This window comes from Escherichia sp. HH41S (assembly GCF_009820115.1).
Taxonomy (GTDB): Bacteria; Pseudomonadota; Gammaproteobacteria; order Enterobacterales; family Enterobacteriaceae; genus Escherichia; species Escherichia coli_F.
This window is the reverse complement of record NZ_VNXE01000007.1, coordinates 177,522-190,408: the sequence shown is the minus strand read 5'-3', so window position 1 is coordinate 190,408 and position 12,887 is coordinate 177,522. Positions and strand designations below refer to the sequence as shown.

The 12,887-nt window shown below is 50.7% G+C and carries 13 protein-coding genes; all 13 read left to right on the top strand.

The window, feature by feature from the left end; translation table 11 throughout:
• The first annotated feature begins 43 nt into the window (after window positions 1-43).
• The 13 genes from rsmG (at window position 44) to glmS (ending at window position 12,703) form a co-directional block, all read left to right on the top strand.
• Entirely contained in the window at window positions 44-667 is a 624-nt protein-coding gene (gene rsmG, locus FQZ95_RS01935; RefSeq protein ID WP_000932851.1) for a 16S rRNA (guanine(527)-N(7))-methyltransferase RsmG, read from the top strand.
• 616 nt (window positions 668-1,283) lie between these two features.
• On the top strand, window positions 1,284-1,664 hold the full coding sequence (atpI, locus tag FQZ95_RS01930) for a F0F1 ATP synthase subunit I (RefSeq protein WP_000116699.1): 381 nt from the start codon (window positions 1,284-1,286) through the stop codon (window positions 1,662-1,664).
• Between the two features lie 8 nt (window positions 1,665-1,672).
• Window positions 1,673-2,488 carry a F0F1 ATP synthase subunit A gene (atpB, locus tag FQZ95_RS01925; RefSeq protein WP_000135618.1) on the top strand — a complete coding sequence of 272 codons (816 nt, stop codon included), beginning with the start codon at window positions 1,673-1,675 and terminating at the stop codon, window positions 2,486-2,488.
• 46 nt (window positions 2,489-2,534) lie between these two features.
• The gene (atpE, locus tag FQZ95_RS01920) at window positions 2,535-2,774 is read left to right on the top strand and encodes a F0F1 ATP synthase subunit C (RefSeq protein ID WP_000429386.1); all 240 of its coding nucleotides are present in this window, start codon (window positions 2,535-2,537) and stop codon (window positions 2,772-2,774) included.
• Window positions 2,775-2,835: 61 nt separating this feature from the next.
• Entirely contained in the window at window positions 2,836-3,306 is a 471-nt protein-coding gene (gene atpF, locus FQZ95_RS01915; RefSeq protein ID WP_001052219.1) for a F0F1 ATP synthase subunit B, read from the top strand.
• Between the two features lie 14 nt (window positions 3,307-3,320).
• Entirely contained in the window at window positions 3,321-3,854 is a 534-nt protein-coding gene (gene atpH / locus FQZ95_RS01910; RefSeq protein WP_001288587.1) for a F0F1 ATP synthase subunit delta, read from the top strand.
• A gap of 12 nt (window positions 3,855-3,866) precedes the next feature.
• Entirely contained in the window at window positions 3,867-5,408 is a 1,542-nt protein-coding gene (atpA, locus tag FQZ95_RS01905; protein ID WP_001176745.1) for a F0F1 ATP synthase subunit alpha, read from the top strand.
• A gap of 50 nt (window positions 5,409-5,458) precedes the next feature.
• On the top strand, window positions 5,459-6,322 hold the full coding sequence (gene atpG / locus FQZ95_RS01900; RefSeq protein ID WP_000896498.1) for a F0F1 ATP synthase subunit gamma: 864 nt from the start codon (window positions 5,459-5,461) through the stop codon (window positions 6,320-6,322).
• 26 nt (window positions 6,323-6,348) lie between these two features.
• On the top strand, window positions 6,349-7,731 hold the full coding sequence (gene atpD, locus FQZ95_RS01895; protein ID WP_000190506.1) for a F0F1 ATP synthase subunit beta: 1,383 nt from the start codon (window positions 6,349-6,351) through the stop codon (window positions 7,729-7,731).
• Window positions 7,732-7,751: 20 nt separating this feature from the next.
• On the top strand, window positions 7,752-8,171 hold the full coding sequence (locus FQZ95_RS01890) for a F0F1 ATP synthase subunit epsilon (protein WP_001251965.1): 420 nt from the start codon (window positions 7,752-7,754) through the stop codon (window positions 8,169-8,171).
• A gap of 196 nt (window positions 8,172-8,367) precedes the next feature.
• Window positions 8,368-9,066 carry a Bax inhibitor-1/YccA family protein gene (locus FQZ95_RS01885; RefSeq protein ID WP_160529824.1) on the top strand — a complete coding sequence of 233 codons (699 nt, stop codon included), beginning with the start codon at window positions 8,368-8,370 and terminating at the stop codon, window positions 9,064-9,066.
• Window positions 9,067-9,341: 275 nt separating this feature from the next.
• Window positions 9,342-10,712, top strand: coding sequence for a bifunctional UDP-N-acetylglucosamine diphosphorylase/glucosamine-1-phosphate N-acetyltransferase GlmU (gene glmU, locus FQZ95_RS01880; protein ID WP_000933745.1), 1,371 nt, complete (start codon window positions 9,342-9,344; stop codon window positions 10,710-10,712).
• 161 nt (window positions 10,713-10,873) lie between these two features.
• A complete protein-coding gene (gene glmS, locus FQZ95_RS01875; RefSeq protein ID WP_000334093.1) occupies window positions 10,874-12,703 on the top strand; it encodes a glutamine--fructose-6-phosphate transaminase (isomerizing) in 1,830 nt (609 codons plus the stop codon).
• The last annotated feature ends 184 nt before the right edge of the window (window positions 12,704-12,887 follow it).

The window sequence follows — 12,887 nt, the reverse complement described above, 5'->3', positions numbered from 1 at the left end:
AGCACCCGCTTACCGGGCTACGCATCAAGAACAGGTAATCACCGTGCTCAACAAACTCTCCTCTCTGCTGAAAGACGCAGGAATTTCGCTTACCGATCACCAGAAAAACCAGCTTATTGCCTACGTGAATATGCTGCATAAATGGAATAAAGCGTACAACCTGACTTCGGTCCGCGATCCTAATGAGATGCTGGTACGCCATATTCTCGATAGCATTGTGGTGGCACCGTATCTGCAAGGTGATCGGTTTATCGATGTCGGCACCGGACCAGGACTGCCTGGCATTCCACTCTCTATCGTGCGTCCTGAAGCCCATTTCACGTTGTTGGATAGCCTTGGTAAACGCGTGCGTTTCCTTCGTCAGGTGCAACATGAGCTTAAACTGGAGAATATTGAGCCAGTACAGAGCAGGGTAGAAGAGTTTCCTTCTGAGCCGCCATTTGATGGCGTAATTAGCCGCGCCTTTGCCTCTCTGAACGATATGGTGAGCTGGTGCCACCATCTTCCTGGTGAGCAAGGTCGTTTCTACGCGCTGAAAGGCCAAATACCGGAAGATGAAATCGCTTTGTTGCCCGAAGAATATCAGGTCGAATCAGTGGTTAAACTTCACGTTCCGGCCCTGGATGGCGAACGTCATCTGGTGGTGATTAAAGCAAATAAAATTTAATTTTTATCAAAAAAAACATAAAAAAATGACCGGTTAGACTGTTAACAACAACCAGGTTTTCTACTGATATAACTGGTTACATTTAACGCCACGTTCACTCTTTTGCATCAATGAGCTAACGTGGCTTTTTTGGGTAAGCAGAAAATAAGTCAGCAGTGAAAATATCAGGCTGCTAAAAATCGGCGCTAAGAACCATAATCATCTGTTAAAACATTATTAAAAATGTCAATGGGTGGTTTTTGTTGTGTAAATGTCACTTATTAAAAGAGTGTCTGTTTTTGGACTTAAATATCATAAACTTGCAATGGCATCATTTGCCAAGTAAATAAATATGCTGTGCGCGAACATGCTCAATATGTGATCTGAAGCACGCTTTATCGCCAGTGTTTACGCGTTATTTACAGTTTTTCATGATCGAACAGCGTTAGCAGAAAAGTCGCAATTGTATGCACTGGAAAAATATTTAAACATTTATTCACCTTTTGGCTACTTATTGTTTGAAATCACGGGGGCGCACCGTATAATTTGACCGCTTTTTGATGCTTGACTCTAAGCCTTAAAGAAAGTTTTATACGACACGCGGCATACCTCGAAGGGAGCAGGAGTGAAAAACGTGATGTCTGTGTCGCTCGTGAGTCGAAACGTTGCTCGGAAGCTTCTGCTCGTTCAGTTACTGGTGGTGATAGCAAGTGGATTGCTGTTCAGCCTCAAAGACCCCTTCTGGGGCGTCTCTGCATTAAGTGGAGGCCTGGCAGTCTTTCTGCCTAACGTTTTGTTTATGATATTTGCCTGGCGTCACCAGGCACATACACCAGCGAAAGGCCGGGTGGCCTGGACATTCGCATTTGGCGAAGCTTTTAAAGTTCTGGCGATGTTGGTGTTACTGGTGGTGGCGTTGGCGGTTTTAAAGGCGGTATTCTTGCCGCTGATCGTTACGTGGGTTTTGGTGCTGGTGGTTCAGATACTGGCACCGGCTGTAATTAACAACAAAGGGTAAAAGGCATCATGGCTTCAGAAAATATGACGCCGCAGGATTACATAGGACACCACCTGAATAACCTTCAGCTGGACCTGCGTACATTCTCGCTGGTGGATCCGCATAACCCCCCAGCCACCTTCTGGACAATTAATATTGACTCCATGTTCTTCTCGGTGGTGCTGGGTCTGTTGTTCCTGGTTTTATTCCGTAGTGTAGCCAAAAAGGCGACCAGCGGCGTGCCAGGTAAGTTTCAGACCGCGATTGAGCTGGTGATCGGCTTTGTTAATGGTAGCGTGAAAGACATGTACCATGGCAAGAGCAAGCTGATTGCTCCGCTGGCCCTGACGATTTTCGTCTGGGTATTCCTGATGAACTTGATGGACTTACTGCCTATCGACCTGCTGCCGTACATCGCTGAACATGTACTGGGTCTGCCGGCACTGCGTGTGGTTCCGTCTGCGGACGTGAACGTAACGCTGTCTATGGCACTGGGCGTATTTATCCTGATTCTGTTCTACAGCATCAAAATGAAAGGCATCGGCGGCTTCACGAAAGAGTTGACGCTGCAGCCGTTCAATCACTGGGCGTTCATTCCTGTCAACTTAATCCTTGAAGGGGTAAGCCTGCTGTCCAAACCAGTTTCACTCGGTTTGCGACTGTTCGGTAACATGTATGCCGGTGAGCTGATTTTCATTCTGATTGCTGGTCTGTTGCCGTGGTGGTCACAGTGGATCCTGAATGTGCCGTGGGCCATTTTCCACATCCTGATCATTACGCTGCAAGCCTTCATCTTCATGGTTCTGACGATCGTCTATCTGTCGATGGCGTCTGAAGAACATTAATTTACCAACACTACTACGTTTTAACTGAAACAAACTGGAGACTGTCATGGAAAACCTGAATATGGATCTGCTGTACATGGCTGCCGCTGTGATGATGGGTCTGGCGGCAATCGGTGCTGCGATCGGTATCGGCATCCTCGGGGGTAAATTCCTGGAAGGCGCAGCGCGTCAACCTGATCTGATTCCTCTGCTGCGTACTCAGTTCTTTATCGTTATGGGTCTGGTGGATGCTATCCCGATGATCGCTGTAGGTCTGGGTCTGTACGTGATGTTCGCTGTCGCGTAGTAAGCGTTGCTTTTATTTAAAGAGCAATATCAGAACGTTAACTAAATAGAGGCATTGTGCTGTGAATCTTAACGCAACAATCCTCGGCCAGGCCATCGCGTTTGTCCTGTTCGTTCTGTTCTGCATGAAGTACGTATGGCCGCCATTAATGGCAGCCATCGAAAAACGTCAAAAAGAAATTGCTGACGGCCTTGCTTCCGCAGAACGAGCACATAAGGACCTTGACCTTGCAAAGGCCAGCGCGACCGACCAGCTGAAAAAAGCGAAAGCGGAAGCCCAGGTAATCATCGAGCAGGCGAACAAACGCCGCTCGCAGATTCTGGACGAAGCTAAAGCTGAAGCAGAGCAGGAACGTACTAAAATCGTGGCCCAGGCGCAGGCGGAAATTGAAGCCGAGCGTAAACGTGCCCGTGAAGAGCTGCGTAAGCAAGTTGCTATCCTGGCTGTTGCTGGCGCCGAGAAGATCATCGAACGTTCCGTGGATGAAGCTGCTAACAGCGACATCGTGGATAAACTTGTCGCTGAACTGTAAGGAGGGAGGGGCTGATGTCTGAATTTATTACGGTAGCTCGCCCCTACGCCAAAGCAGCTTTTGACTTTGCCGTCGAACACCAAAGTGTAGAACGCTGGCAGGACATGCTGGCGTTTGCCGCCGAGGTAACCAAAAACGAACAAATGGCAGAGCTTCTCTCTGGCGCGCTTGCGCCAGAAACGCTCGCCGAGTCGTTTATCGCAGTTTGTGGTGAGCAACTGGACGAAAACGGTCAGAACCTGATTCGGGTTATGGCTGAAAATGGTCGTCTTAACGCGCTCCCGGATGTTCTGGAGCAGTTTATTCACCTGCGTGCTGTGAGTGAGGCTACCGCTGAGGTAGACGTCATTTCCGCTGCCGCGTTGAGTGAACAACAGCTCGCGAAAATTTCTGCTGCGATGGAAAAACGTCTGTCACGCAAAGTTAAGCTGAATTGCAAAATCGATAAGTCTGTAATGGCAGGCGTTATCATCCGAGCGGGTGATATGGTCATTGATGGCAGCGTACGCGGTCGTCTTGAGCGCCTTGCAGACGTCTTGCAGTCTTAAGGGGACTGGAGCATGCAACTGAATTCCACCGAAATCAGCGAACTGATCAAGCAGCGCATTGCTCAGTTCAATGTTGTGAGTGAAGCTCACAACGAAGGTACTATTGTTTCTGTAAGTGACGGTGTTATCCGCATCCACGGCCTGGCCGATTGTATGCAGGGTGAAATGATCTCCCTGCCGGGTAACCGTTACGCTATCGCACTGAACCTTGAGCGTGACTCTGTAGGTGCGGTTGTTATGGGTCCGTACGCTGACCTTGCCGAAGGCATGAAAGTTAAGTGTACTGGCCGTATCCTGGAAGTTCCGGTTGGCCGTGGTCTGCTGGGCCGTGTGGTTAACACTCTGGGTGCACCAATCGACGGTAAAGGTCCGCTGGATCACGACGGCTTCTCTGCTGTAGAAGCTATCGCCCCGGGCGTTATCGAACGTCAGTCCGTAGATCAGCCGGTACAGACCGGTTATAAAGCCGTTGACTCCATGATCCCAATTGGTCGTGGTCAGCGTGAATTGATCATCGGTGACCGTCAGACCGGTAAAACCGCACTGGCAATCGATGCCATCATTAACCAGCGCGATTCCGGTATCAAATGTATCTATGTCGCTATCGGCCAGAAAGCGTCCACTATTTCTAACGTGGTACGTAAACTGGAAGAGCACGGCGCACTGGCTAACACCATCGTCGTGGTAGCAACCGCGTCTGAATCCGCTGCACTGCAATACCTGGCGCCGTATGCCGGTTGCGCAATGGGCGAATACTTCCGCGACCGCGGTGAAGATGCGCTGATCATTTACGATGACCTGTCTAAACAGGCTGTTGCTTACCGTCAGATCTCCCTGCTGCTCCGTCGTCCGCCAGGACGTGAAGCATTCCCGGGCGACGTATTCTACCTCCACTCTCGTCTGCTGGAGCGTGCTGCGCGTGTTAACGCCGAATACGTTGAAGCCTTCACCAAAGGTGAAGTGAAAGGGAAAACCGGTTCTCTGACCGCGCTGCCGATTATCGAAACTCAGGCGGGTGACGTTTCTGCGTTCGTTCCGACTAACGTAATCTCCATTACCGATGGTCAGATCTTCCTGGAAACCAACCTGTTCAACGCCGGTATTCGTCCTGCGGTTAACCCGGGTATTTCCGTATCCCGTGTTGGTGGTGCAGCACAGACCAAGATCATGAAAAAACTGTCCGGTGGTATCCGTACCGCTCTGGCACAGTATCGTGAACTGGCAGCGTTCTCTCAGTTTGCATCCGACCTTGACGATGCAACACGTAAGCAGCTTGACCACGGTCAGAAAGTGACCGAACTGCTGAAACAGAAACAGTATGCGCCGATGTCCGTTGCGCAGCAGTCTCTGGTTCTGTTCGCAGCAGAACGTGGTTACCTGGCGGATGTTGAACTGTCGAAAATCGGCAGCTTCGAAGCCGCTCTGCTGGCTTACGTCGACCGTGATCACGCTCCGTTGATGCAAGAGATCAACCAGACCGGTGGCTACAACGACGAAATCGAAGGCAAGCTGAAAGGCATCCTCGATTCCTTCAAAGCAACCCAATCCTGGTAACGTCTGGCGGCTTGCCTTAGGGCAGGCCGCAAGGCATTGAGGAGAAGCTCATGGCCGGCGCAAAAGAGATACGTAGTAAGATCGCAAGCGTCCAGAACACGCAAAAGATCACTAAAGCGATGGAGATGGTCGCCGCTTCCAAAATGCGTAAATCGCAGGATCGCATGGCGGCCAGCCGTCCTTATGCAGAAACCATGCGCAAAGTGATTGGTCACCTTGCACACGGTAATCTGGAATATAAGCACCCATACCTGGAAGACCGCGACGTTAAACGCGTAGGCTACCTGGTGGTGTCGACCGACCGTGGTTTGTGCGGTGGTTTGAACATTAACCTGTTCAAAAAACTGCTGGCGGAAATGAAGACCTGGACCGACAAAGGCGTTCAATGCGACCTCGCAATGATCGGCTCAAAAGGTGTGTCGTTCTTCAACTCCGTGGGCGGCAATGTTGTTGCCCAGGTCACCGGCATGGGGGATAACCCTTCCCTGTCCGAACTGATCGGTCCGGTAAAAGTGATGTTGCAGGCCTACGACGAAGGCCGTCTGGACAAGCTTTACATTGTCAGCAACAAATTTATTAACACCATGTCTCAGGTTCCGACCATCAGCCAGCTGCTGCCGTTACCGGCATCAGATGATGATGATCTGAAACATAAATCCTGGGATTACCTGTACGAACCCGATCCGAAGGCGTTGCTGGATACCCTGCTGCGTCGTTATGTCGAATCTCAGGTTTATCAGGGCGTGGTTGAAAACCTGGCCAGCGAGCAGGCCGCCCGTATGGTGGCGATGAAAGCCGCGACCGACAATGGCGGCAGCCTGATTAAAGAGCTGCAGTTGGTATACAACAAAGCTCGTCAGGCCAGCATTACTCAGGAACTCACCGAGATCGTCTCGGGGGCCGCCGCGGTTTAAACAGGTTATTTCGTAGAGGATTTAAGATGGCTACTGGAAAGATTGTCCAGGTAATCGGCGCCGTAGTTGACGTCGAATTCCCTCAGGATGCCGTACCGCGCGTGTACGATGCTCTTGAGGTGCAAAATGGTAATGAGCGTCTGGTGCTGGAAGTTCAGCAGCAGCTCGGCGGCGGTATCGTGCGTACCATCGCAATGGGTTCCTCCGACGGTCTGCGTCGCGGTCTGGATGTAAAAGACCTCGAACACCCGATCGAAGTCCCGGTAGGTAAAGCGACTCTGGGCCGTATCATGAACGTACTGGGTGAACCGGTCGACATGAAAGGCGAGATCGGTGAAGAAGAGCGTTGGGCGATTCACCGCGCAGCACCTTCCTACGAAGAGCTGTCAAACTCTCAGGAACTGCTGGAAACCGGTATCAAAGTTATCGACCTGATGTGTCCGTTCGCTAAGGGCGGTAAAGTCGGTCTGTTCGGTGGTGCGGGTGTAGGTAAAACCGTAAACATGATGGAGCTTATTCGTAACATCGCGATCGAGCACTCCGGTTACTCTGTGTTTGCGGGCGTAGGTGAACGTACTCGTGAGGGTAACGACTTCTACCACGAAATGACCGACTCCAACGTTATCGACAAAGTATCCCTGGTATATGGCCAGATGAACGAGCCGCCGGGAAACCGTCTGCGCGTTGCACTGACCGGCCTGACAATGGCTGAGAAATTCCGTGACGAAGGTCGTGACGTTCTGCTGTTCGTTGACAACATCTATCGTTACACCCTGGCCGGTACGGAAGTATCCGCACTGCTGGGCCGTATGCCTTCAGCGGTAGGTTATCAGCCGACTCTGGCGGAAGAGATGGGCGTTCTTCAGGAACGTATCACCTCCACCAAAACTGGTTCTATCACCTCCGTACAGGCGGTATACGTACCTGCGGATGACTTGACTGACCCGTCTCCGGCAACCACCTTTGCGCACCTTGACGCAACCGTGGTACTGAGCCGTCAGATCGCGTCTCTGGGTATCTACCCGGCTGTTGACCCGCTGGACTCTACCAGCCGTCAGCTGGACCCGCTGGTGGTTGGTCAGGAACACTACGACACCGCGCGTGGCGTTCAGTCCATCCTGCAACGTTATCAGGAACTGAAAGACATCATCGCCATCCTGGGTATGGATGAACTGTCTGAAGAAGACAAATTGGTGGTAGCGCGCGCTCGTAAGATCCAGCGCTTCCTGTCCCAGCCGTTCTTCGTGGCAGAAGTATTCACCGGTTCTCCGGGTAAATACGTCTCCCTGAAAGACACCATCCGTGGCTTTAAAGGCATCATGGAAGGCGAATACGATCACCTGCCGGAGCAGGCGTTCTACATGGTCGGTTCCATCGAAGAAGCAGTGGAAAAAGCCAAAAAACTTTAACGCCTTAATCGGAGGGTGATATGGCAATGACTTACCACCTGGACGTCGTCAGCGCAGAGCAACAAATGTTCTCTGGTCTGGTCGAGAAAATCCAGGTAACGGGTAGCGAAGGTGAATTGGGCATTTACCCGGGCCACGCACCGCTGCTCACCGCCATTAAGCCTGGTATGATTCGCATCGTGAAACAGCACGGTCACGAAGAGTTTATCTATCTGTCTGGCGGCATTCTTGAAGTGCAGCCTGGCAACGTGACCGTTCTGGCCGACACCGCAATTCGCGGCCAGGATCTCGACGAAGCGCGAGCCATGGAAGCGAAACGTAAGGCTGAAGAGCACATTAGCAGCTCTCACGGCGACGTAGATTACGCTCAGGCGTCTGCGGAACTGGCCAAAGCGATCGCGCAGTTGCGCGTTATCGAGTTGACCAAAAAAGCGATGTAACACCGGCTTGAAAAGCACAAAAGCCAGTCTGGAAACAGACTGGCTTTTTTATATGTATTTTGCTGATTGATACAAAAATTATATTATTCATCAAAAAGTTAGCGTCTTGCCAAGTCGTTAATTGTCACCTTTTCTCCATAGTGATATCGTCCCTGTTGTTATTATTATTTCTGTAATTATATGAGGGATCATATCTATGTCTTTTAAAACGTCTTTTGAAGGTGTCCAACCGGTTGTGATGACCGATCGCGCCACCTTTATCCGCCGTGCTTATATGCATCTGGCTGGGGCAGTTGTCGGGTTCATCATTCTCAGCGCGCTGTTTATCTTTAGTGGGCTTGGCAAAATGATGCTTAGGGTGCTGATGAGCAGTGGTCAGTTTGGTTGGCTGGTGGTGCTGGGTGCTTTTATTCTGGTCAGCATGCTGGCGACTCGTCTGGCAGATAATGTGGAATCTAATCAGACCCAACTGATTGGACTGGGGATATACGTACTGGCAGAAGCGTTAATTTTTGCACCTTTACTGACACTGGCAGCGTATATTAATCCAGCAATTATTGGCGCGGCGGGCATCACCACAGCACTGCTTGTGGGTGGTCTGACATTCACTGCCTTCACGACCAAAAAAGATTTCTCTTTCATGCGTTCGTTTTTAACCATGGCGGGCTTTATCGCTTTCGGTGCCATTATCGCGAGCATTTTTATGGGATTCTCACTGGGCGTCTGGTTCTCGGCGGCAATGGTGCTGTTGTGTGCTGGCTTCGTGCTGTACGACACGTCTAATATTATTCATCATTATCCTACCGATCGTCCGGCAGGCGCGGCGCTACATCTCTTCGCCTCTATCGCTACCATGTTCTGGTATGTTTTGCGCATTTTCATGTCCCGCGATTAACCCTGCTTGTATAAACCAGCGAAATTATTCGCTGGTTTTCCCGTTTATTCATTGATCGAAATAAGAGCAAAAACATCCACCTGACGCTTAAATGAAGGTACTGCCTTAATTTTCTGCAGACAAAAGGCGTGACGATGGTCGAAAATGGCACTTTCGTCAGCGGGGATAATCCGTTATTGAACAATTTATCCTCTGTCCATTTCACGATGAAAAAAATGTAGTTTTTTCAAGGTGAAGCGGTTTAAATTCGTTCTCAAATTACAGTCAGGACGCGTATGTTGAATAATGCTATGAGCGTAGTGATCCTTGCCGCAGGTAAAGGCACGCGCATGTATTCCGATCTACCGAAAGTGCTGCATACCCTTGCCGGGAAAGCGATGGTTCAGCATGTCATTGATGCTGCGAATGAATTAGGCGCAGCGCACGTTCACCTGGTGTACGGTCACGGCGGCGATCTGCTTAAACAGGCGTTGAAAGACGATAACCTGAACTGGGTGCTTCAGGCAGAACAGCTGGGTACGGGCCATGCAATGCAGCAAGCCGCACCTTTTTTTGCCGATGACGAAGACATTTTAATGCTCTACGGCGACGTGCCGCTGATCTCTGTTGAAACACTCCAGCGCCTGCGTGATGCTAAACCGCAGGGTGGCATTGGTCTGCTGACGGTGAAACTGGATGATCCGACCGGTTATGGACGTATCACCCGTGAAAACGGCAAAGTTACCGGCATTGTTGAGCACAAAGATGCCACCGACGAGCAGCGTCAGATTCAGGAGATCAACACCGGCATTCTGATCGCCAACGGCGCAGATATGAAACGCTGGCTGGCGAAGCTGACCAATAATAATGCGCAGGGCGAATACTACATCACCGACATTATTGCGCTGGCGTATCAGGAAGGACGTGAAATTGTTGCCGTTCATCCGCAACGTTTAAGCGAAGTAGAAGGCGTGAATAACCGCCTGCAACTCTCGCGTCTGGAGCGCGTTTACCAGTCCGAACAGGCTGAAAAACTGCTGTTAGCAGGCGTTATGCTGCGCGATCCGGCGCGTTTTGATCTGCGCGGTACGCTTACTCACGGGCGCGATGTTGAAATTGATACTAACGTTATCATCGAGGGCAACGTGACTCTCGGTAATCGCGTGAAAATCGGCACCGGTTGCGTGATTAAAAACAGCGTGATTGGCGATGATTGCGAAATTAGCCCGTATACCGTTGTGGAAGATGCGAATCTGGCAGCGGCCTGTACCATTGGCCCGTTTGCCCGTCTGCGTCCTGGTGCTGAGTTGCTGGAAGGCGCACACGTCGGTAACTTCGTTGAGATGAAAAAAGCGCGTCTGGGTAAAGGCTCGAAAGCTGGTCATCTGACTTACCTGGGGGATGCGGAAATTGGCGATAACGTCAACATCGGCGCAGGAACCATTACCTGCAACTACGATGGTGCCAATAAATTTAAAACCATTATTGGCGACGATGTGTTTGTTGGATCCGATACTCAGCTGGTGGCCCCGGTAACGGTAGGCAAAGGCGCAACCATTGCTGCGGGTACAACTGTGACGCGTAATGTTGGCGAAAATGCTCTGGCAATCAGCCGTGTGCCGCAGTCGCAAAAAGAAGGCTGGCGTCGTCCGGTAAAGAAAAAGTAATTCTGGCTGGGTAATCCGGCCATATGGGGTGAGGAGATAACATAATCTCCCGCCCACAAGCAGTAACTATAAAAATAACCCCACTCTCTACAAAGGCTCGGGGCGCCCGAAAAACGGGCATACAGGTTGACCGACAACGATATAAATCGGAATCAAAAACTATGTGTGGAATTGTTGGCGCGATCGCGCAACGTGATGTAGCAGAAATCCTTCTTGAAGGTTTACGTCGTCTGGAATACCGCGGATATGACTCTGCCGGTCTGGCGGTTGTAGATGCAGAAGGTCATATGACCCGCCTGCGTCGCCTCGGTAAAGTCCAGATGCTGGCCCAGGCAGCGGAAGAACATCCTCTGCATGGCGGCACCGGGATTGCTCACACTCGCTGGGCGACGCACGGCGAACCTTCAGAAGTGAATGCGCATCCGCATGTTTCTGAACACATTGTGGTGGTGCATAACGGCATCATCGAAAACCATGAACCGCTGCGTGAAGCGTTAAAAGCACGTGGCTATACCTTCGTTTCTGAAACCGACACCGAAGTGATTGCACACCTGGTGAACTGGGAACTGAAACAGGGCGGTACTCTGCGTGAGGCTGTTCTGCGTGCTATTCCGCAACTGCGCGGCGCGTACGGTACGGTAATTATGGACTCCCGTCACCCGGATACCCTGCTGGCGGCTCGTTCTGGTAGCCCGCTGGTGATTGGCCTGGGCATGGGCGAAAACTTTATTGCTTCTGACCAGTTGGCGCTGTTGCCAGTGACCCGTCGCTTTATCTTCCTTGAAGAAGGCGATATTGCGGAAATCACTCGCCGTTCGGTAAACATCTTCGATAAAACTGGCGCGGAAGTGAAACGTCAGGATATCGAATCCAATCTGCAATATGACGCGGGCGATAAAGGTATTTACCGCCACTACATGCAGAAAGAGATCTACGAACAGCCGAACGCGATCAAAAACACCCTTACCGGGCGCATCAGCCACGGTCAGGTTGATTTGAGCGAGCTGGGACCGAACGCCGACGAACTGCTGTCGAAGGTTGAGCATATTCAGATCCTCGCCTGTGGTACTTCTTACAACTCCGGTATGGTTTCCCGCTACTGGTTTGAAGCGCTGGCAGGTATTCCGTGCGATGTTGAAATCGCCTCTGAATTCCGCTATCGCAAATCAGCCGTGCGTCGTAACAGCCTGATGATCACTCTGTCGCAGTCCGGTGAAACCGCGGATACCCTGGCGGGTCTGCGTCTGTCAAAAGAATTGGGTTACCTTGGATCGCTGGCAATCTGTAACGTTCCTGGCTCTTCGCTGGTACGTGAATCCGATTTGGCGCTGATGACCAATGCGGGTACGGAAATTGGCGTGGCGTCCACCAAAGCATTCACCACTCAGTTAACCGTGTTGTTGATGCTGGTGGCGAAGCTGTCTCGCCTGAAAGGTCTGGATGCCTCCATTGAGCATGATATCGTGCATGGTCTGCAGGCGTTACCGAGCCGTATTGAGCAGATGCTGTCTCAGGACAAACGCATTGAAGCACTGGCAGAAGATTTCTCTGACAAACATCACGCGCTGTTCCTGGGCCGTGGCGATCAGTACCCAATCGCGCTGGAAGGCGCATTGAAGCTGAAAGAGATCTCTTATATTCATGCGGAAGCCTACGCAGCAGGCGAACTGAAACACGGTCCGCTGGCGCTGATTGACGCGGATATGCCGGTTATCGTCGTCGCACCGAACAACGAACTGCTGGAAAAACTGAAATCCAACATTGAAGAAGTTCGTGCGCGTGGTGGTCAACTGTACGTCTTCGCCGATCAGGATGCTGGTTTTGTGAGCAGTGATAACATGCACATCATCGAGATGCCGCATGTGGAAGAGGTGATTGCACCGATCTTCTACACCGTTCCGCTGCAGTTACTGGCTTATCACGTTGCGCTGATTAAAGGCACTGACGTTGACCAGCCGCGTAATCTGGCAAAATCGGTAACGGTTGAGTAATTTTCATCATTGATATAAAAGGGCTGCCGACGGGCGGCCTTTTTTATAAAGTGTATCAACGGTTTATTATTGATGCACAAATTAATATAAATATATTCTGAATTATTGGTGATGTCCTATTACGCACTTGATTTTTTACTGTTTTAATAATATTTATATAATAAATTTATATTTAATTTCGCAT